Below are 20,369 nucleotides of genomic sequence, written 5' to 3'. Positions count from 1 at the left end.
TAAATATTATTGCATAATGGAGAGCTGAGTTGACGCATACTAAGGGCAAAGAAAGGAGTTTTGCCGATGGGTATGTGGTTAATACCGGCTCTTATTGCTATTACGATTATTTCTGCTATTTCGCTTGTGTCCACGCTGAAGATTGCCAAAATGACGTCTCAGCGGAAATCGGAAAATGATACGCCGATTTCAGAAACCGTTGAAGATTATTCGACGATGCTCAACCCGATTGTCTGGGTATATATCATTTTTTTACTGTTTCTAGGGATAATGATTTTTTATTATTGGAGTAAGTACGGTTATTAAAAAGATTTTTTTCTTCATTCAGCTATATGTAAATATAGCTGAATGAAGAAATTTCTATTTCTCTCAGATGAAACCTTCTTTATATATGCCCTTTCGATACTTAGTTTTGTTTCAAATTGCTAAAATAATTCGTTGCTAATAAAAAACTCTTCTCAGCCTTGTCGTGGTCATATAAGGAAAAGTTATGATATGATAAAAGGGAAGCATCCTGTTCTGCAAAGCGGGGACAGAAAAGGAGAAGAAGTTCATGATTTCAACTAACAGCAAAGACTTATTAGCAATGCCAATTAGTGATTTTATTATTTCATCTGAAAAGGTTGCGCATGTACAAAGTGGAAATAGTGCGGAACATGCACTCCTAGTACTGACGCGTACAGGGTATTCTTCGATACCTGTTTTAGATTTGAAATATCGACTTCAAGGTTTACTAAGTATGAAAATGATTACTGAATCTATTCTTGGACTAGAACATATTGAATATGAAAAGCTACCCGATATTAAAGTGGATACGATAATGGATAAAGATATCGCTGTATTGAAATTGACGGATACTTTTCAGCGGGCTCTAGACTTAGTAATTAACCACGCCTTTTTATGTGTTGTGGACGAAGATGGAACATTTGCAGGGATTTTAACGAGACGAGTTATTCTAAAGCAATTGAAAAAATATATTTATCAAAAAGAGTAGTAGTTTAAGAGGGGACTCAGATGAAAATCATGAGGCCCTCTTTGCTTGTAACGGAGGTTTACTGATTGATGGCAACGGAGGCTGAAATTTTAAAAGTACTAGCAGAAGAACGTAATATGCGTAAAGCAGCAGAACGTTTATTTTTATCGCAACCAGCACTTTCTCAAAGGCTTCAAACTATTGAAAAAGACTGGGGCACGCAATTATTTATTCGTTCGCAAAAAGGACTTACGGCGACACCTGCTGGAGAGCTTATTATTGCCTATGCAACAGAAATGCTCAGCAAAAAAGAAGAGATTTATGAAACAATCCAGTCATTAACGACGAAAGTAAACGGGACATTGAAAATTGCCTGTGCCTCGATTGTCGGACAAAACTGGCTTCCGATAATATTAAAGGATTTTGTATCGAAATATCCTGATGCAAAAATTTCTCTTATGACCGGCTGGAGCTCTGAAATTGTAAAAGCACTTTATGAGGGTGAGGCTCATGTAGGGATTGTGCGTGGGCAGGTTGATTGGAAAGGGGAAAAGATTCACCTTTTCCGTGACACCCTTTATTTAGTGGATAAAGAGTTAAAAACGATAGAAGATGTGCTGACGACAGATCGACCTTTTATTCAATTTAAAAGTGATTCCAATTACTATCAGGAAATTCAACAATGGTGGCGTCAACATTTCGCTTCAAATCCAAGAAAACAAATTTTAGTTGATCAAATTGAAATTTGTAAGCAAATGGCATTGAATGGTATCGGTTACGCTATCTTACCTTCAATAACGTTAAATGACAATGATGGTATTAATAAAATAGCATTAACTAATAATGAAAAAGAATTTGGTATAACGCGTGATACATGGTTAATTGGCTATGAATCTTCATTTGAGTTACGACAAGTAGAGGCATTTGTAGAGGTAGTGCAAGACCATGCGCGATGTTTGTTTGATTATACGAAATTAAAATAATAGCAAGGCGGTCTCAAGTGATTCACTTGGGGCCGCCTTTTTTATACAATTCTTAATCTCACCATCATGGGGTTGATTTCCATTCCGACTGGGCGATTTGCCGCTGCCGCTTGCTTTCGCGCAGTTAAAACATTTGTTGCTGCCGCTACGCTTTCGCGCAGAGCAGAGCTTCCTGGGAGCGTACGATGAGCCGCTTCCCCTCGCTGATCCCCAAGGAGTCGCCCAGTCTCCACTCCAATCAACTTATATCAATTTCGCCTTGGCATAGTTTAACAAATATCATCCCTAACTATGGTAATAAGTTAATTCTTAAGAGTTTATGAATATTGATGAAGATGTCATAAGAAATGGAACAAAGTGTAATTAAAAACGTATAATTATGTAGCCAACAATTTACAGAAAAAGGGGTTGAGTTTTTGAAGAAAACAAATATAACGGTACTCATACTACTATTCATGTTTGTTATTAGTCTTATTCTTCCTGTGGAGCAGGCAAGTGCTACTGCAACTGCTACGTTAGAGGTACAGGCTAAAGTAGGGATTGCGGGTAAGGCTAAATACCAATCAGTTGTGCCGCTTCAAGTAACAGTAAAAAATATTGGGGCAGATTTTTCTGGAGATATGGTCATCAATGCTTCGGGCAACTATCAAGCTGCAACAGCAAAAGTACTTCCGATAGATATAGCGGCAGGAGAAGAAAAAACATTTGATATTTATCTAGATGGTATTGATAACTATAATTACTCGAATTCAGATGTGTTTGCATTTTTTGAAGGGGGCATAGAAAAGGGAAAAAAGGTTGCTTATAAAGGAACAAAGCAGCTACAAAGTAATCTTTTAGATCCTTCAGCCGTTTTTATTTATACATTAACGGATAATAGTGATCGTTTATCAGCATTTTTGCGCCTTTCTCAATTAGCTCCTCAAAATAATGTTGAAGTGTTCAATTTAAAGCAAATGAAGGATTACACATTACCAGAGGATACAGAAGGGTTTGCAATGGCGAATGTTATCGTCATCGATGAAATTGCTAGTGCTGATTTATCCCAAAAGCAACAAGAGTCTTTACTAAAATGGGTACAGAACGGTGGAACATTATTAATAGGAGCTGCTGATCAAGTAAATGCAACAGCAGCTATTTTTAAGGATTATTTACCACTAACTTTATCACAAAAAATGACATCCGTTTCTGCAGAGAGCCTATCGAAATTATCAGGCGGAGGGGCTTTTACACAGTCTATTTCTATTTATGAAGCCACTGGAAATCAAGGAAGTATTCCTGTTTTAGCAGAAAACAATAAGATTTTAGCGTCTAAGAAAAAAGTGGGCAGTGGAGAAATTATTCAAACGACGTTTTCTTTAGGGGACCAACCTCTTGCGTCTATGGATGGTTACCCATCATTAGTGGCGAAATTGATAAATATTCAAAAGATGTCACAACAAATGGTTCATGGACAGTCGTCGCTGGAGCAAATTTCAAATGAACTGAGTAATATAAATGAATTATTCCCTTCGTTTGAAGTATCTGTTAGCTATATGCTCATTGTTATCATTTTATATATTTTAATTATCGGACCTATTTTATATTTCATTTTAAAGAAAATAGACAAACGTGAGCATGCATGGTGGATCATTCCCGCGATATCCATTGTGTTATCTATTGCTTTATTTATTTTTGGTGCAAAAGATCGAATTGGGCAACCGCAAATTCAACAATCTGCATTTTATAAAGTAAATGAAGATAGTAGTTTAAATGGTTATTACGTAGAGTCCATTTTAACAAATCGTAGTGGTGATTTTGTTGTGAATACAGATAAGAATACAAGTGCGTTCGCGCTGCGAAATTCTAATAATTTTGCAGGGACAATAGAGGATTTACATGAAATATCCTATATTAAGGAAAATGCCAATGGTTCAACGCTGACACTACGTGATTTAAGCTATTGGTCTATTCAGTCTTTTGCAGGGAAAACAGCGGCACAAAATATTGGCAAAATGGATATCGATATTACGTTGAAAAATGAAAAGCTGACTGGGACTATTAAGAATAATTTCCCGTTTGCCTTAAAGGACGTTACGTTAATCTCCGGCATTAAAGAAATTAAACTTGGCGACATTGCAGCGAACGGTACTCTTAAAGTCGATAAGGAGCTAAAAGCAACAGTTCTTCAAAAACCATCTGATTTTACAAATTACAATTACAGTAATTATCCAACGAAGAAGGAAGAAGTGAATCCTGCACGTATTGAGTCAATGAAAACTATGGCATTACCACTTGTAGAAAAAGAGAAAAAGCCTGTCATTACAGCATGGGCCGATCAAGCTATAGCTGGGGTTGAATTGGAAACAGGTGCGGATATGTCTCCGCTTACTTATTTGGTTCAGCCATTTGATGGAAAAATGGAGTTGTCGGGTCCATTCACAATGAAGCGTAATAACTTTACGTACTCAGTAAACCCTCTATCTCCTAATTCGAATTATGACAAAATTGATGAGCAGTTAAATAGTTGGTATTTATCTAATGGTTCATATGAAGTAACCATCGCGATGCCAGATCATTTTATGAATTCAGTTCAAACATTAAATGAATTGACGATTTCGAATAAGGATAGTAATCGTATGCAGCTATCGATTTGGAATAACGAGACGAAAACTTATGAGCCGTTGGTAGATACGAAACAGGTGTTTACAGATAACATAAAAAAATACTTCAATAATAATGATGAATTGTTGATTGAGATTAAATTCGGACCGGATCAAACGGGTGAGCAAACGAAATTACCAGATGTAGAGCTGAAGGGAGTGGCGAAATAATGATTGAAATTCGTGATTTAACGAAAAGATATGGCTCCTTTACGGCACTAGACCATTTGAATCTATCTTTGGAGGAAGGGGTTGTCTTTGGCTTTGTAGGTGCCAATGGGGCAGGTAAATCGACTACATTTTCGATTTTAGCAACGTTGCTGTCTCCAACTTCAGGTGATGCTCTTATTAATGGAAAGAGCGTTATTAAGGAATCAAAGGAAGTACGAAAACTAATTGGTTATATGCCAGATTTCTTTGGCGTCTATGATCAACTAAAAGTAGACGAATACTTAGACTTTTACGGTGCCAGCTACGGCATTGGGGCAGCTGAACGAAAAGTACTTATTCCACAGCTGCTAGAGCTAGTAAATTTAACAAATAAACGGTATGACTATGTTGATTTACTATCACGGGGGATGAAGCAGCGTCTATGTTTAGCACGAGCTCTTATCCACGATCCTAAAGTATTAATTTTAGATGAACCTGCATCAGGTTTGGATCCACGTGCACGAGTAGAAATGCGTGATATTTTACGTAATTTAAAATCTATGGGAAAGACGATTTTAATCTCCTCACATATTTTACCTGAGCTTGCAGAAATGTGCGATGAAATCGGTGTGATTGATAATGGTAAGCTTATCGCTCATGGCAACGTAGCTTCCATTCAAGCGCAGCTACAGGGGGAGAAGCGTATCGTAATTAAAGTAACGGATAGTTTAAACGAGGTTCGTGCATTTTTGGAGGAGGATCCACTCATCTCTTCTATTGATGTAATAGAGAATCGCTTAGAGATTGCCTTTAACTACCGTGGAACAGATGCTGATCAAGTAGCACTATTGAAAAAAGCTATACTTGCGAATTTACCTATTTATGCGTTAAGTGAAGAGGAAAAAGATTTAGAGGACGTCTTTATGGCTATTACGAAGGGAGCGGACAATCAATGATGGAACGATTTTATAATCCGGTATTTGTAAAAGAATTGAAGTTGCGCTTCCGTTCTTTTAAAAGCTTTTCAGGGTTAATGTTTTATTTAGCGGTTATTTGTATTTTTATTGCAGGTTTTTTGCTTATAACAACAGGTTTTACAGGCAAGGGTTTCTTCAAACCAGAAACAAGCTTTATGATGTTTGCGGTATTAACAATATTACAAATGGCTCTTGTTCTTTTCATTACACCAAGCTTAACGGCCGGCGCAATTAGTAGCGAAAGGGAAAAGCAAACATTAAATATTTTACTAACAACGACACAAAGCTCTACTCAAATCATCGTTGGAAAATTATTATCCTCGGTAGCATTTTTAGTCTTAATGCTGATCGCAGGATTACCATTATATAGTTTAGTCTTTTTATTTGGTGGCGTATCGCCGTCTCAATTAATCTCGATATTTTTATTTTATTTATTAACAGTCGTAGCAATTGGTAGTATTGGTGTTATGTTTTCAACGATTACAAAGCGAACAATTGTTGCGATGATTTCTACGTATGGTTCAATCATCTTTTTAGGTGGCATTACAGCATTTTTCTTCTTTTTAACAGTGGCGTTCCATCAAATGGGGAATACAGCGTTAGGTACTACGACTTCTTATATGGCTTACTTTTGGGCTTCTATTAACCCGGGTGCATTAATGCTTACACTTACTTCGCCATCTATGGGCGACGCATTAGCACAAGTTTCAGGAGTGGAATTACCTGTATGGATTAGTTATTTAATAGCCTATTCATTGATTATTGTTTTTTGTTTAACAATTGCGATTAAAAAATTACGTGCCAATATGAAAAGCAATCGATAAGGAGGAAATCTTATGGAGCATCGTAAGCAATTACGAAAATATATTCAACGTGCTAAGAAGAGTTTAACGGTAGAGCGAAGCATTCCAATTGCACAGTACGGCTTGTTTTTTGCATTGCTTTCGAGTGCTTCCCTCTTCCTCGTTTCAAGACTCTTTGTTTTGCCGTATTATCGCCAAACGGCTCTTACTATCTTTATCGTTGTCATACTAGCAACCGTGCTATTTATGTGGTGGAAGCGTATAAAGGAAAAGACAGCATTGCATACACTGGATAATTATTTTTCTCACAATGAGCTAGTGACAGCCTTATCATTCGAGGATAATCAGGACCCACTCGTTCAATCTTTACTAACGAAAGCAGTAGAAAACGTTGAAAAGGCGTTTGCTGACTTTAAGGCTCGAAAGAAAAACTTGTTCCGTCCAAAAGCGCTGATTGGGTTGTTTGGAACAGCTGTCGTACTAGCAATTCTTTATATGTTTCCGGCAGCTACACAAATTGAAGCAATTGAAGTGGAAAAAGAAAAAGCTGTCATTGAGGATGTTAAGAAGGAAGTTGCTAAATTAGAGAAAAAAGCAGACACAAAAGAAGTGAAAGAGCAAGTAAAAGAATTGCAAAATAAGTTAAAAGAGGCAGAAACAGCAGAAGAAGCATTACGTGAAGTAGTGAAAAAGCAAAAGGAGCTTGCTTTAAAGGAACAACAATTAAAAGATAAGCAACCGGCTAGTAAGGACGGCGCTTCTGACGAGAATGGCTTATCGAAGGAAGAAGTGGAGCAATTGAAAGAGCTTGCCCAAATGCAGCAGGAGTTAACGCAACATGCAAATGCTACTCAAACAGCTATGAGCAAGCTTGGGAAGCCCGCAAGTAATTCCTTACAAAATGCTATTGCGAGTGCCAATAGTGCCAATAACAATCAGCAAAACAATGCTAATTCAAATCAAAATCAACAGACTTCAGCGAATTCACAGCCGAGCAATCAACAAGGTCAAACAGGGCAACAAGCTCAATCTAATCCCAAAAACGGTTCACAACAGGCTAGTGGTAAAGGTCAGGGAAAAGGATCGAGTCAAAGTAATCAACAAGGAAAAGGTCAAGGTCAAGGGAACGGGCAAGGTCAAGGAAATGGTAATGGCATTGGCTCTGGTTCTGGTTCAGCAGGTGGTAGAGGTGCAGGCACAGGGCAGGGTGGCCGTGATTTATTAACGACACCGAAACGAATTGGTGGCTCTAGTCAGACTTCCGTTGATAGTGGGGCATTGGGCGAAGGATCACATGTTTCCGAGCAACAAGGAAATGGTCCCATTACTAAAGGTTCTATCCGTCCATATGAGGAAGTTATAGGTTCCTATAAAGATAGCTATTTAGAAAGCTCAGAGCGTTTACAATTACCGAAGGATTTACAAAAAGTCGTGCAATCATATTTCACGTCAATTGAGTCTCAGTAGGAGGAAAAGGAATGGCATTTACAGAACAACAATATGTTGAAATGAGTAAGCAATTACTACAAGTAAAGGAAGAAATTCATCGCTTTATCGTCGGGCAAGAGGAAGCCATTGATTATACATTATACGCAGTGCTTGCTGATGGGCATGCATTATTAGAGGGCCTACCGGGTTTAGGGAAAACGATGTTAATCCGTACAATTTCTGAAGTGCTAGATTTATCATTTTCGCGAATTCAATTTACACCTGACTTAATGCCAGCGGATATTACAGGGACAAGTATGATTGAACGCACATCTGATGGCAAGCAGCAGTTTACGTTCCAGCAAGGTCCGATTTTTAGCCAAATGGTATTAGCGGATGAGATTAACCGAGCAACACCAAAAACACAAAGTGCATTGCTTGAAGCAATGGGTGAAAAAACGGTAACAATTTTGGGAGATACGAAGAAAATGGCAAGGCCATTCTTCGTGTTAGCAACACAAAACCCGATTGAGATGGAGGGAACGTACCCTTTACCAGAGGCGCAAATGGACCGTTTCCTATGTAAAATTCTTGTGCCGTATCCTGAGAAAAGTGAACTAATGGAAATTATGAAGCGCACAACAGGTGCTACGGAAATTGGTTTACAAAAGATCATGAATACGGAAGCTCTTATTGAAGCGCAACAAATGGTGAAGGAAGTACTTGTTGCGGATGAAATGCTCGAATTTGCGACGGACCTTGTTGTGGCTACACATCCTGAGAGAGTAGAAGCCATTGATGAGGTCAAGCAATATGCCATGTATGGTAGCGGCCCTCGAGGTTTACAAAGTTTAATCAAATTAGCAAAGGCAAGGGCGCTTATGAACGGACGTTTCCACGTTTCTGTAGCAGATATTAAATCTGTGGCGAAGCCGGTGTTACGCCATCGTATGCTGTTGAATTATGAAGGGGAGGCTTCAGGGAAAACAGCAGACGATGTGATTGATGTTATTTTAGAAAAAGTGCAGCAAGGTGTTAATAGGTGACGCAAAAATTATTATTGCCCGAGGATTGGCTAGCGAAAATCAGTCGCTTCCAAGTAGCGACGGCCTCCAAATTACGTGGGCAACACAAGGGCTCCCACCGTTCGCAACGCTTCGGTGCATCACTCGATTTTTCCGATTTTCGTGAATATCATTTAGGAGATGATGTGCGTCAGGTAGATTGGAATGTCTTTGCGAGAACGGATAAATACTTCATTAAACGTTTTTTAGATGAACAAGAGATGCGTGTTCACATTTTACTAGATACAACTAAATCTATGGGCGATCAAGCAAAATGGATGTTTGCCCGGCAAATTGTCGCCTCACTTGGTTTAATGGTGCTCGGTCGCGATGATCGCTTATCATTTTCATTTGTACAGGATGAGGTGAAGCCACCATTTCGTCGTAAAGGTGCCATGTATCGTCGTGCCTTTTTACAGGTAGTCACAGACATAGAGCAAGCAACTTATAAAAATAGCTTCGCACAGGGAGCTTTAAAAGCATTGCCTAAGGATAGTACAGTACTATTTATTGTGACGGATGGACTGGAGCCAATCGAGGAATGGGAGCAGCTTTTAAAAAGACTACCACGCTTTGCGGGGGATGTGCGTATTTTGCAAATAGTTACGCAAGAAGAACTATCACCAGAATATACAGGTGATGTGCGCTTACTCGATCGTGAAACAGGCAGAGATGTGAATGTTACGATGTCTTCTAAAGTTCTAGACACATATTTGGCAAGACGTATATTACATGAAGAGGAATTTGAGGCAATTTGTCGGCGTTTTGGTGTTCGACAATTACAGCTTAAAGTAGAAGATGGATTACAACATGCAATCTTTCAACAATTATTAAAAGCACATTGGATTAGGTGAGGTGAGCCGTATTGGGCTTTAGTCAAATAATTTTTAGCTGGACGGCCATCATCCCGGTCATTGTCCTTCTATATTATTTCTTTCGAAAAAAATATACAGATCAAACCGTATCCTCCACACTTTTTTGGTCAGAAATTATGCAAGAAACACGTGTATCACCATACTTAAAACATCTTCAAAAAAATGCACTGCTTTATTTACAACTGCTAGCGCTTCTTTTACTTGTACTGGCATTAATGAATCCTTACGTTAAAAAGTCAACGATTATTGGCGCGCAGGCAATTTTCATTGTAGACACGTCTGCAACAATGTTAGCGGGGAAAGGGCAATCAACATTCGACACACAGAAAAAAGAAATGCTGTCATTGGTTAATGAGCTTGATGGAAGACCTGTGACACTCATTACAACAGGTAATACGCCAAAAGCTATATTACAGCAAGAAACAAATACAAAAGATATTGAAAAAGCTATTCAAGAATTACAGATAACCTATGAAACAGCTCAAATGAATAAGGCTCTCGATGTGGCACAGGCTTTTGTCGGTAATACACCAACATCTATTTATGTCTTTACAGATTCGCTCGATAAAAAGCGATTGCCGATGGAAAAAGATACGGTGAAGTGGATTGTAAAAGGAGCTGCGAAAGATTTAACAAATATTGCAATTACCCGTTTTGCTGCTACTACAGATGGTCAATCTGCAGTGGCGCTTGTACAAATACAAAATGATACGGACCAAGAACAACATGTGACTCTTTCGATAGAAAATGTTAAAGGTAAGGAGTTAGTTTCGGAAAGTGTCGCATTGCCTCCAAAAGAAGCTGTAACAAAAACTTTTAAAGACTTACCGTTAGAAGATACTATGACGGCCAACATAGATGCTAAGGACGATTACGCGGTTGATAATTCACAAACTGTATTGTTACAAACAGCGACTTCAAAAGTAGTTGTTGATCAAAGTATGCATCAACTTATTCAAAAAGGTTTTCAAACGATTAATAGTAGTGTGAAAATTGTTCCATCTTCACAAGTAGCCGACAATAAGGATGCCACTGTTGTGACAAATCAGACGGCGCTCCTCGAAAAGATAGACAAGCCAATTGTATTATTTGGACGAGATGATGTTGAGAAAGTTGAAGCTACTGGGGAAATCGGGACAACAAGTCATGCATTATTCGCGTTTAGTGAATTAAAAGACATTTATGTCAGTGCTATATATCCTGGATTCGATGGCTATAAAACAATTGCATCGGTTGGAGACCAGCCATTTATACAACGTTCACCAGAAGGAGATATTGTTGTATTAGCGGATATTGCTGATACAGATTGGCCACTACATCCTTCATTCCCATTATTTTTATGGAGTGCTGAACAGCAGCTTTCAGAATCGATTGGTTCACTCGGTATTTTTACACCAAATGAGCAACGAGCCGTTGCTTTAGCGCAAGGTGATTGGAGTGTTTATTCGCGAGATGATGAGTTTTTATCGTCCGTTACGAATGGATTATTAACTGCTCCAATGAAGCCAGGAATTTATACAGCGCGCTCAAATGATGAAGAAAAGCGCTTTATCGTACAGCTTCAAGCACAGGAGCGTGTGATTGAAAAAGGAACAAGCTATACGCTTGGAGAGCTTCAGGACAATGGGAAGAAAGAAGTATCCAAAACTTCGTTCGTACCTTGGCTGATTCTTATAATCTTACTATTACTTGTTGTAGAGTGGGAGGTGCAACGACGTCGTGGATTTACGAATTGATATGCCATTAGCATTGTTGCTTTTACTTCCGTTACTCGTGTATTTTGGATGGACCTATTGGCGTGAGCGTCATCGACTTAAAAAAAGTCATATCGTCGTTCTAGGTATCCGTATAGTAGCAATATGCTGTTTAGTTTTTGCACTAGCCGGTTCCTATATTTTATTGCCTGTAAAGGAAGAACAAGTATTATTCTTAGTTGACCGTTCTGCTTCAATGAATGGTACAGATGATGAGATGGTCAATTATATAGCGGAAAGTTTACAGTCGAAAAAAGATGAACAACTTGCCGGAATTTATTCGTTTTCATCGACATTACAAACGGAAGCTATGTTATCGAACTCTTTAAAGGAAGTACCAAAGTTTACAACTATAAAAGCAACAGATCAAACAAATATCGAACAGAGTCTACAGCTTGCTTCAGGTATTGTAGATCCGAAAAAAGCAACACGACTTGTGCTCTTAACGGATGGTAATGAAACAAAAGGAGATGCCTTAGAATTTGCATCAAAGTTTAAAGGATCGAATAGTAGTGTTGATGTAGTGTCATTTAACCAACCTGTAGCTAAGGATGTATCTCTGAAAAGCTTTGTAACACCACAAGTTGCTTATGCAGGTGAACAGCAGCAGCTAGTCACTGAAATAAATGCAACTGTAGCAGAACAAGGTGAGCTATTATTATACGAAAACGATCAGCTCATCCATCGTGAGACAGTGGAGCTTGCAGAAGGTTCAAATATCTTAACGTATAAACATACCGCAACGGCTGAAGGGCTTGTAAAATATGAAGCAGTCGTGCAGGTCGATCAAGATGCGATTTTTGAAAATAATAAATTAACGAGCGTCACGATGGTGCAAAGTGAACCACATTTACTAATTGTTAATGGTTATGAAACACCATCACCAATTGCAGCGGCACTTGGCAATCAATCCATTTCCTACGATGTTGTAGATACTAAAAGTTTACCAAATGAGCTTTCTAGTTATTTACAATACAATGCAATCATTTTTGATAATGTGCCAGGACATTTAGTCGGTGAGGCAAAAATGAATGTCATTGAGCAAGCAGTGAAAAATTTTGGCGTCGGTTTTACAATGGTTGGTGGCGAAAATAGCTTTGGCTTAGGCGGTTATTTTAAAACACCAATCGAAACTTTACTACCTGTTGAAATGGAGATTAAAGGTAAGGAGCAATTACCATCATTAGGGTTGGCAATCGTACTTGACCGTTCTGGAAGTATGTCTGGAGCAAAGCTAGAGCTTGCTAAGGAGGCTGCTGCTCGTTCAGTTGAAATGCTACGAGATGAGGATACGCTCGGGTTTATTGCCTTTGATGACCGACCTTGGGAAATTATCGAGACAGGGCCACTTGGCAATAAGGAAGAAGCTGTAGATACGATTTTATCTGTAACGCCAGGCGGGGGTACTGAAATATATGGTTCACTTGCTAAAGCTTATGAAAATCTAGCAGATTTAAAACTACAGCGTAAGCATATTATTTTATTAACGGATGGACAGTCACAGTCGGGCAACTATGAAGACTTAATTGCACATGGAAAAGAAAATGGCACGACTCTTTCAACAGTTGCAATTGGTCAAGATGCAGATGCTAACTTACTTGAAGCACTCAGTGAGATGGGGAGTGGGCGTTTTTACGATGTTGTTGATGAGCAGACGATTCCTTCTATTTTATCTCGTGAAACTGCCATGATTTCACGCACCTATATTGAAGATAATCCATTCTACCCAACTATATTTAATGCCTCTGGCTGGAATACGTTATTTGCAAATGGGGTACCTAAAATGAATGCTTATATAGGTACGACAGCAAAGCAGGGGGCCACTATTATTGCAAAAAGTGAGAAGGAAGATCCCGTACTTGCAGAATGGCAATATGGCCTTGGCAAAACTTATGCCTTTACGTCTGATTCGACAGGAAAATGGACGGGAGACTGGGCAAGGTGGCAAAATTGGGGTGCATTTTGGCAAACGCTTATTTCTAAAATGCTACCAAGCTATAACGATGTTGCCTACGATGTACGTCTAGAATCGGACGGCTCCTTTGTCATTACTGACCCAACAAATGAAGCGGCATTTTTAGATATTGTTGCTGTCAATGAAGCGGGTGAGGAACTTGAAACACAGCTTGAGGCAATTTCGGCATCACAAGTTCGAGCAGTCGTGCAAGCAGAACCAGGACTCATCTTTTTCCGCATTGCCGATGAAGAGCAAGCTATTTACCAGGCTGGTTTAAGTGTACCTTATAGTGCTGAATATGAATTACGTCCAGTGAACGATAAGCTAGTCAAAGAATTAACAAAGCAAACAGGCGGCTCTGTTTTGAAAGAACCGAGCGAAGTATTCCGTGAATTTACTAAAAAAGGAGCGGAACGCCAAAATATCGCAACATGGCTTTTATTAGCAGGGATGCTACTATTCTTCATTGATATTACCATTAGACGCTTTGGTTGGGGTTTCCTAACAAGACCGAAGAAAAAAGATCAGCGTGTAGAGGAAAAACCAATACAGGCAGAGGACACAAATGTTGCCCAGCTATTAAAGGGCATGAAAAATCGACATTAGCAATTAAAAAACGATGGTTCAACGCTTTATAGCAATGAGCCATCGTTTTTTGTCATTCCAAGGCTATCATCAATAGTTGGATGACATTTACAAAGTAGGTGGTTAAAATAGGGAATATAGAATTCCTGCAAACTATTAGTGCGGTCAGATATACTGTATTTTCAAAAATATTCCGATAAATCACTCATCCCTTCAAAAAGGATTTATGAATTATAAAAGAGTATTAAGGTTAGTTACAAATACAGTTTTACGTAAATTGCTAGCAATGACAATGCCTAATACAGCACCAATAGTACTTGAAGTTAAAAAGGCTGGCATAAAAAATAAAGAAGCTACAGATGTCCCCATTAATAAATGTGCGTAAGGTGCGGCAATGAGTGAGGCAATTATACCTGTTCCAAACATTTCACCGATACCTGCGAGCCATTGTTTGCCGCTGTATTTATAGGCAAGAGCTGCACATAAAGCACCAATAACACTGCCGGGTATAGCTAATAATGAGCCTGTGCCTGTTAAAATACGAATAATGGCTGTGATAAAGGCGACCATAACAGTTGGCACTGGTCCAAGAATGATCGCGCCAATTACATTAATGGCATGCTGTACAGGGTAGGCACGCGCAATGCCTGTTGGTATTGAAACGAAGGTAGAACCTGCTACGGCAATTGCTACTAATAAGGCCATGATTGTTAATTTTCGAATTGACATAATTTCCACTCCTATTTAGTATTTTGTGAATCGCTAATTAACTAGAAAAAAGCCGCTCCCTAAAAGCATTAGGAAGCGGCCTTGCATTTAAAATAGCAAAAAGCAAGTGTCGCCACTTCCCTCCGCTAGTGTGAACTAGATCAGGTTCAAAGGGTCCGTATATGACAATATACGTCTCAGCCTTTTAAAGACTCCCCTAGTGGTAAACATTTAATTGTTAGTTTTTCTCCTAATAATGTAGCACACTACTAAAAATAGTCAATAACTTTTCAGACTAATTTGAATCAGGGTGCATAAGGTGTGGTGCTTTTTTCATTGTCCAAATAAGGGCAAGGAAGAAGCAAGCCATTAAAATAATAGACCCGAAAATATAAGGACTGTTCATATTCCAATCGAATAACATACCTGCTAAAGCTGGACCAATCATATTACCAAGACTCATATACGCATTATTCAGACCAGCTGCATAGCCTTGTTCATTTTCAGCAAGCTTTGAAATCAGTGTGTTGACAGCTGGGCGAATCAATGTCGTAGCTGTAGAGAAGATTGTCGCTACAATTAAAATAAGTGCAAACCCGGATGCGAATAATATTAAGAAAATCGAAACGGCTGCAATAAATAAATTGACTAACACTACTTTCATTTCGCCGAAGCGATTAAACAGCGGTGTAATAACAAACATCTGTACAACAACACCAAAAGCGCCGCCCATTACTAATATAATGGCGATATCAGTAGGTGTATAATTAAACTTTTCTGTAACAAATAATGATAATGTTGTTTGGAAGTTAGCAATTCCGAAAGAGAATACAAGCATGATAATTAGCATGACAAAATAAGGCATTTGGACTGAACGGGCCATCTGCTTTACAAGATTATCCTGCTTCTGCGCTTTTTTCGCTGTGTTCGGTTTTGTAGCAGGTAATAAAAAGAACGATAAAATAGCTGCTAAGATAGCTGCAAATCCAGCAGTATAAAATGGAAAGTGTAAACTAACTTTTGAGAGGAATCCACCGATACCTGGTCCGATCATAAAACCAAAGGACATTGCTGCCCCTATCATCCCCATACCTTTTCCGCGTTCCTCGTACGTTGTGACGTCAGCCACAAATGCCATTATAGGAGGTGCGACAAATGCAGATCCAAGGCCACCTAAAAAGCGTGCCAAGAAGAGCATCCACACATCTGTAGATAGCCCGAAACCAATTTGTGCAAGGCCTGTAACTATAAGACCGAAAATAATGAGATTTTTACGACCGTATTGATCGGAAAGATTCCCAGCAATTGGAGAAAAAACAAATTGTGCTAAGGCGAACGTTGCAATCAACATGCCAAGTACTTGTCCTGCAGCACCAAATAGTTGTAAATACTCAGGCATGACAGGAATAATAATTCCGATACTCCCCATTGCGATAAACATATTAAACATTAAAATATATAAAGCCGCCTTATTAGACTTCTGCTGGGTCATCGAATACCCCTTTCTTTATTCAAATATATTACAGTCTACCACAAGGCTTGTACGTTTACTATTGACTATAAGTCTGAAATAAGAGACTTATTTATGGGGATTCTAATTATTAAAACAAGTTTCTGCACCAGTCTTCCCTTGGGATTCTCTTCCAGATAAACAAAAAAGCTATTCTCAACGTAATGTGAGAACAGCTTAAGTTTATCGAATACTCATTTTAAATTCTAAAAACAGCTCATTGTATTTACCCAAATAATCAGGGCCTAAGTTTTTATAAACTTCTAATGTTTTACGTTGTTCTTCAGAAGGATAGAATCGCTTATCAGATACAACTTCCTTATCCATTAACTTCATCGCTGCAATATTAGGGGAAGAGTAGCCTACATAATCAGCGTTTTTAGCACCTGATTCAGCTTTTAGCATGAAATTAATGAACGCATGTGCACCATCTAGATTTTTTGACGTTTTTGGGATGACCATATTGTCAAACCATAAGTTTGAGCCTTCCTTCGGTACAGCAAAGTCTAAATCTTCATTTTCTGACAACATGTCAGCTGCTTGACCAGACCAAGTGAGTGCCACGGCCGCTTCTTTATTAACCATCAGCGGTGTAATTTCATCGCCGATAATGGCTTTTACATTTGGCGCTAATGTGATTAGTTTATCCGTAGCCGTACGTAGCTCCTCGTTATTTAAAGAGTTGAGCGAGTAGCCAAGGCTGTTTAAGCCCATACCAATCACTTCACGTGCACCGTCTACTAAAAATACTTTACGCTTTAATGAAGGATCCCATAAGTCCTCCCAAGAAGAGAAGTCAAGATTTCCAACGAGCTTTGGATTATAGACAACGCCAACTGTTCCCCAGAAATATGGAACAGAATATTTATTGTCGTCATCAAATGGTAAATCTAAAAAATACGGATCGATATTTTTAAAATTAGGGATTTTCGTTTTATCTAAAGGAACAAGTAAGTTTTCTTCCTTCATTTTTTCAATCATATATTCAGAAGGTACTGCAATATCGTAAGCTGTACCACCTTGTTGAATTTTTGTCATCATTGCTTCATTTGAATCAAACGTCTCATAGATAACATGAATGCCTGTTTCTTTTTCAAATTGTTTCAGCAAATCAGGGTCAATATATTCTCCCCAGTTAAAGATTGTTAACGTATCTTTACCACTTTTCCCACCGCCCGCACTTAGGGCGTCAGCAGCATAGAATAAAAGGGCGGAAACGACAAGTATTGCGATTGTAGCTTGAATTAATTGCTTCATTGAGTTCCCCCCGTTCTTTTATTAGCGCGGCTTGTGATGAAGTAATAGCCAACTACGACTATAACCGTTACAAAGAATACTAAACCAGAAATAGCATTAACCGTTAAGGAAATACCGGCACGTGCCATTGAATAAATTTCAACAGATAATGTACTGAAACCGTTACCTGTTACGAAAAATGTTACCGCAAAGTCATCTAGAGAATACGTTAAGGCAAGGAAGAACCCTGCAAAAATACCAGGTTTAATATACGGTAAAATAACACGCATCATAACATCTTTTTTCGTTGCTCCTAAATCTAATGCAGCGTCGATTAATGATTTATTCATTTCTAATAGTTTCGGTAAAACCATCAGTACAACGATTGGAACACTGAACGCTACATGTGCTAATAAGACAGAAGCAAAGCCTAATTTAATACCAATCATTGTGAATAAAATTAAAAAGCTTGCACCAATAATGACATCCGGGCTAACAATTAACACATTGTTTAAAGAAAGTAGTGTATTGCGCATTTTTGAATCTTTAACAGTAACAATACCAATAGCTCCTAGTGTTCCGATGATTGTAGAAATCAATGCAGAGAGTAATGCCACGATGACTGTATTAATTAGAATGACGAGTAGGCGTGAATCCTCAAAAACAGCTTTATAATGTTCTAACGTAAAGGACTCAAAACTATTCATCGTTCCACCACTATTGAACGAATAGAAAATTAAATAGAAGATAGGTGCATACAAAACGATAAAAACAATCGCTAAATATACTCTTGCTGAAGCAGATAGTTTTTTCATCGTACGCGACCTCCTTTATCCTTTTTCTGTCCCGTAATTAACATAATAATGACCATAAATAAAATTAAGAAAACAGCAATTGTTGAACCCATTCCCCAGTTTTGAGTGACAAGGAATTGTTGTTCAATAGCTGTACCCAGTGTAATAACACGGTTTCCTGCAATTAAACGAGTAATCATGAAGAGTGATAATGCAGGAATAAATACAACTTGAATACCTGATTTAACACCGTCCATTGTTAACGGCAAAATAACGCGACGGAACGTAGTAAAGGCAGATGCCCCTAAATCACGTGCTGCATAAATAAGTGCCGGATTTAAACGATCCAATGAGTTGAAAATCGGTAAAATCATAAATGGAATAAAAATATAAACGGATACGAACACAAAGCTAATATCAGTGAATAGCATTTGCTTCGGATCAAAACCAAATACTTCGATAAATGCATTTAATGGGCCGTACAAGCCGAAAATCCCGATAAAGGCATATGTTTTTAACAATAGATTAATCCAAGAAGGAATAATAATTAGTAAAAGCCAAAGCTGCTTATATTTTGTTTTTGTTAAAAAATAGGCTGTTGGATATGAAACAAGTAACGTAAAGAATGTAATTAAAAACGCATACCAGAATGAACTTAATGTCATTTTTAAATAGACAGAAGTAAAGAATGCTTTATAATTATCGAGCGTAAAATTGCCATGTATATCTAGTAGGGAATAGTAAACAACGAGTGCAATCGGCGCGATAACGAAAAGTGCAATCCATAAAACATAAGGAAATAAGGCTGATTTCGAAGTCTTAGTTTGCATCTTCGTCGTCCCCATACGCCTCTAAACGTTTATCGAATTCTTCTTCTGTTTCATTTAAGCGCATTACATGAATTGCTTCTGGGTCAAAGTCTAAACCAATTTCTGTCCCTACCTCAGCTTTTTTCAATGAATGCACAAGCCATTCATTGCCATCTTTGTCGTACGTAGATAATTCATAATGTACCCCGCGGAACAATTGAGTATCGACTTTAACGACAAGTTTTCCTTTATCGATTGTTGTCATTTCTAAATCCTCTGGGCGAATGACAATATCAATTTTTTCGTTTGGCTTCATACCTTGGTCGACACATTCAAAAACTTTACTAGCAAATTCTACTTTGAAATCTTCGATCATTACGCCAGGAACAATATTTGATTCACCAATAAAATCAGCAACGAAGCGGTTAATTGGCTCATCATAAATATCTACTGGTGTACCAGATTGTTGAATTTCACCTTCGCTTAAAACAAAGATTTCATCACTCATGGCAAGTGCTTCTTCTTGATCGTGTGTGACAAATACAAATGTTTTCCCAAGTCGTTGTTGTAACTCACGTAATTCATACTGCATTTCTGTACGTAGCTTTAAATCTAACGCTGACAGAGGCTCATCAAGTAAAATTACTTCAGGATCGTTCACAATCGCACGAGCAATTGCTACACGTTGACGTTGACCACCAGACATTTCAGAAATTTCACGGTTACCATAGCCTGCTAAGTTAACGAATTTTAATGCTTCTGCAACACGGTTTTTAATTTCACTTTCAGGAAGCTTTTTTATACGAAGCCCAAATGCGACGTTTTCAAAGACATTTAAATGAGGAAATAACGCATAATCCTGAAAAACTGTATTTACTTGTCGTTCATTGGCTGGTACTGAGTTGATTTTTTTATCATGAAAATAGATATTTCCTGTTGTCGGTTCTGTGAATCCAGCGATCATACGTAAAATAGTTGTTTTACCACAACCGGACGGACCTAGTAGCGTATAGAATTTTCCCTTTTCTAGCTCCAGGTTAATGTTTTTTAAGACGACCGTGCCGTCATTATAAGACTTTGAAACGTTTTCAAAGCGGATAATCGAATTCGTTGTCATAGAT

Annotated in this window: 18 protein-coding genes and 1 riboswitch; of the genes, 11 read left to right on the top strand and 7 right to left on the bottom strand. The window is 38.3% G+C overall.

The window, feature by feature from the left end:
* The first annotated feature begins 66 nt into the window (after nucleotides 1-66).
* The 3 genes from ABNX05_RS06625 (at nucleotide 67) to ccpC (ending at nucleotide 1,956) form a co-directional block, all read left to right on the top strand.
* Nucleotides 67-306 (top strand): short-chain dehydrogenase, encoded by a 240-nt coding sequence (locus tag ABNX05_RS06625; RefSeq protein WP_079559655.1) that lies wholly within the window; start codon nucleotides 67-69, stop codon nucleotides 304-306.
* 247 nt (nucleotides 307-553) lie between these two features.
* Nucleotides 554-994, top strand: coding sequence for a cyclic-di-AMP-binding protein CbpB (gene cbpB, locus ABNX05_RS06620; protein ID WP_079559656.1), 441 nt, complete (start codon nucleotides 554-556; stop codon nucleotides 992-994).
* Nucleotides 995-1,062: 68 nt separating this feature from the next.
* Complete coding sequence (ccpC, locus tag ABNX05_RS06615) at nucleotides 1,063-1,956, top strand: transcriptional regulator CcpC (RefSeq protein ID WP_349659102.1); 894 nt, start codon at nucleotides 1,063-1,065, stop codon at nucleotides 1,954-1,956.
* 41 nt (nucleotides 1,957-1,997) lie between these two features.
* Here the strand turns inward: ccpC and ABNX05_RS06610 are convergent, their stop codons facing one another.
* On the bottom strand, nucleotides 1,998-2,189 hold the full coding sequence (locus ABNX05_RS06610; protein WP_349659009.1) for a hypothetical protein: 192 nt from the start codon (nucleotides 2,187-2,189) through the stop codon (nucleotides 1,998-2,000).
* Between the two features lie 183 nt (nucleotides 2,190-2,372).
* On the opposite strand from ABNX05_RS06610, the gene ABNX05_RS06605 reads away from it, so the two are divergent.
* The 8 genes from ABNX05_RS06605 to ABNX05_RS06570 are packed head-to-tail and all read left to right on the top strand — an operon-like array spanning nucleotide 2,373 to nucleotide 14,212.
* The gene (locus ABNX05_RS06605) at nucleotides 2,373-4,769 is read left to right on the top strand and encodes a DUF8725 domain-containing protein (RefSeq protein WP_349659008.1); all 2,397 of its coding nucleotides are present in this window, start codon (nucleotides 2,373-2,375) and stop codon (nucleotides 4,767-4,769) included.
* Nucleotides 4,769-5,704, top strand: a complete 936-nt coding sequence (locus tag ABNX05_RS06600; protein ID WP_349659007.1) for an ABC transporter ATP-binding protein — start codon at nucleotides 4,769-4,771, stop codon at nucleotides 5,702-5,704. The genes ABNX05_RS06605 and ABNX05_RS06600 overlap by 1 nt, the downstream gene beginning before the upstream one ends.
* Nucleotides 5,701-6,549: an ABC transporter permease gene (locus ABNX05_RS06595; RefSeq protein WP_349659006.1), complete on the top strand. Its 849-nt coding sequence runs from the start codon at nucleotides 5,701-5,703 to the stop codon at nucleotides 6,547-6,549. The genes ABNX05_RS06600 and ABNX05_RS06595 overlap by 4 nt, the downstream gene beginning before the upstream one ends.
* A 12-nt stretch (nucleotides 6,550-6,561) precedes the next feature.
* On the top strand, nucleotides 6,562-7,995 hold the full coding sequence (locus ABNX05_RS06590; protein ID WP_349659005.1) for a DUF8809 domain-containing protein: 1,434 nt from the start codon (nucleotides 6,562-6,564) through the stop codon (nucleotides 7,993-7,995).
* A gap of 11 nt (nucleotides 7,996-8,006) precedes the next feature.
* A complete protein-coding gene (locus tag ABNX05_RS06585) occupies nucleotides 8,007-9,002 on the top strand; it encodes an AAA family ATPase (protein ID WP_349659004.1) in 996 nt (331 codons plus the stop codon).
* Nucleotides 8,999-9,874 (top strand): DUF58 domain-containing protein, encoded by an 876-nt coding sequence (locus tag ABNX05_RS06580; protein ID WP_349659003.1) that lies wholly within the window; start codon nucleotides 8,999-9,001, stop codon nucleotides 9,872-9,874. The genes ABNX05_RS06585 and ABNX05_RS06580 overlap by 4 nt, the downstream gene beginning before the upstream one ends.
* Before the next feature lie 11 nt (nucleotides 9,875-9,885).
* The gene (locus tag ABNX05_RS06575; protein ID WP_349659002.1) at nucleotides 9,886-11,631 is read left to right on the top strand and encodes a vWA domain-containing protein; all 1,746 of its coding nucleotides are present in this window, start codon (nucleotides 9,886-9,888) and stop codon (nucleotides 11,629-11,631) included.
* Nucleotides 11,615-14,212, top strand: a complete 2,598-nt coding sequence (locus ABNX05_RS06570; protein ID WP_349659001.1) for a VWA domain-containing protein — start codon at nucleotides 11,615-11,617, stop codon at nucleotides 14,210-14,212. The genes ABNX05_RS06575 and ABNX05_RS06570 overlap by 17 nt, the downstream gene beginning before the upstream one ends.
* Nucleotides 14,213-14,422: 210 nt before the next feature.
* Here the strand turns inward: ABNX05_RS06570 and thiW are convergent, their stop codons facing one another.
* From thiW to ABNX05_RS06540, 6 genes are all read right to left on the bottom strand, one after another.
* A complete protein-coding gene (thiW, locus tag ABNX05_RS06565) occupies nucleotides 14,423-14,920 on the bottom strand; it encodes an energy coupling factor transporter S component ThiW (protein WP_349659000.1) in 498 nt (165 codons plus the stop codon).
* A gap of 100 nt (nucleotides 14,921-15,020) precedes the next feature.
* A riboswitch (TPP riboswitch) is annotated at nucleotides 15,021-15,128 on the bottom strand.
* Nucleotides 15,129-15,194: 66 nt separating this feature from the next.
* A complete protein-coding gene (locus tag ABNX05_RS06560) occupies nucleotides 15,195-16,391 on the bottom strand; it encodes an MFS transporter (protein ID WP_349658999.1) in 1,197 nt (398 codons plus the stop codon).
* 201 nt (nucleotides 16,392-16,592) lie between these two features.
* Nucleotides 16,593-17,666, bottom strand: coding sequence for an ABC transporter substrate-binding protein (locus ABNX05_RS06555; protein ID WP_349658998.1), 1,074 nt, complete (start codon nucleotides 17,664-17,666; stop codon nucleotides 16,593-16,595).
* Nucleotides 17,663-18,460 carry an ABC transporter permease gene (locus tag ABNX05_RS06550; protein WP_197142184.1) on the bottom strand — a complete coding sequence of 266 codons (798 nt, stop codon included), beginning with the start codon at nucleotides 18,458-18,460 and terminating at the stop codon, nucleotides 17,663-17,665. The genes ABNX05_RS06555 and ABNX05_RS06550 overlap by 4 nt, the downstream gene beginning before the upstream one ends.
* A complete protein-coding gene (locus ABNX05_RS06545) occupies nucleotides 18,457-19,269 on the bottom strand; it encodes an ABC transporter permease (RefSeq protein ID WP_197142169.1) in 813 nt (270 codons plus the stop codon). The genes ABNX05_RS06550 and ABNX05_RS06545 overlap by 4 nt, the downstream gene beginning before the upstream one ends.
* Nucleotides 19,259-20,365, bottom strand: a complete 1,107-nt coding sequence (locus tag ABNX05_RS06540) for an ABC transporter ATP-binding protein (protein WP_349658997.1) — start codon at nucleotides 20,363-20,365, stop codon at nucleotides 19,259-19,261. The genes ABNX05_RS06545 and ABNX05_RS06540 overlap by 11 nt, the downstream gene beginning before the upstream one ends.
* Nucleotides 20,366-20,369: the final 4 nt, after the last annotated feature.

Source organism: Lysinibacillus zambalensis, from assembly GCF_040183165.1.
GTDB lineage: Bacteria > Bacillota > Bacilli > Bacillales_A > Planococcaceae > Lysinibacillus > Lysinibacillus zambalensis.
This window is presented reverse-complemented; position numbering and strand designations above follow the sequence as displayed.

Excerpts from the sequence above, each read along its gene's own strand:
- ABNX05_RS06625 (WP_079559655.1), top strand. The coding sequence starts at position 67 with ATGGGTATGTGGTTAATACCGGCTCTTATTGCTATTACGATTATTTCT.
- cbpB (WP_079559656.1), top strand. The coding sequence starts at position 554 with ATGATTTCAACTAACAGCAAAGACTTATTAGCAATGCCAATTAGTGAT.
- ccpC (WP_349659102.1), top strand. The coding sequence starts at position 1,063 with ATGGCAACGGAGGCTGAAATTTTAAAAGTACTAGCAGAAGAACGTAAT.
- ABNX05_RS06600 (WP_349659007.1), top strand. The coding sequence starts at position 4,769 with ATGATTGAAATTCGTGATTTAACGAAAAGATATGGCTCCTTTACGGCA.
- ABNX05_RS06595 (WP_349659006.1), top strand. The coding sequence starts at position 5,701 with ATGATGGAACGATTTTATAATCCGGTATTTGTAAAAGAATTGAAGTTG.
- ABNX05_RS06590 (WP_349659005.1), top strand. The coding sequence starts at position 6,562 with ATGGAGCATCGTAAGCAATTACGAAAATATATTCAACGTGCTAAGAAG.
- ABNX05_RS06585 (WP_349659004.1), top strand. The coding sequence starts at position 8,007 with ATGGCATTTACAGAACAACAATATGTTGAAATGAGTAAGCAATTACTA.
- thiW (WP_349659000.1), bottom strand. The coding sequence starts at position 14,920 with ATGTCAATTCGAAAATTAACAATCATGGCCTTATTAGTAGCAATTGCC.
- ABNX05_RS06560 (WP_349658999.1), bottom strand. The coding sequence starts at position 16,391 with ATGACCCAGCAGAAGTCTAATAAGGCGGCTTTATATATTTTAATGTTT.
- ABNX05_RS06555 (WP_349658998.1), bottom strand. The coding sequence starts at position 17,666 with ATGAAGCAATTAATTCAAGCTACAATCGCAATACTTGTCGTTTCCGCC.
- ABNX05_RS06550 (WP_197142184.1), bottom strand. The coding sequence starts at position 18,460 with ATGAAAAAACTATCTGCTTCAGCAAGAGTATATTTAGCGATTGTTTTT.
- ABNX05_RS06545 (WP_197142169.1), bottom strand. The coding sequence starts at position 19,269 with ATGCAAACTAAGACTTCGAAATCAGCCTTATTTCCTTATGTTTTATGG.
- ABNX05_RS06540 (WP_349658997.1), bottom strand. The coding sequence starts at position 20,365 with ATGACAACGAATTCGATTATCCGCTTTGAAAACGTTTCAAAGTCTTAT.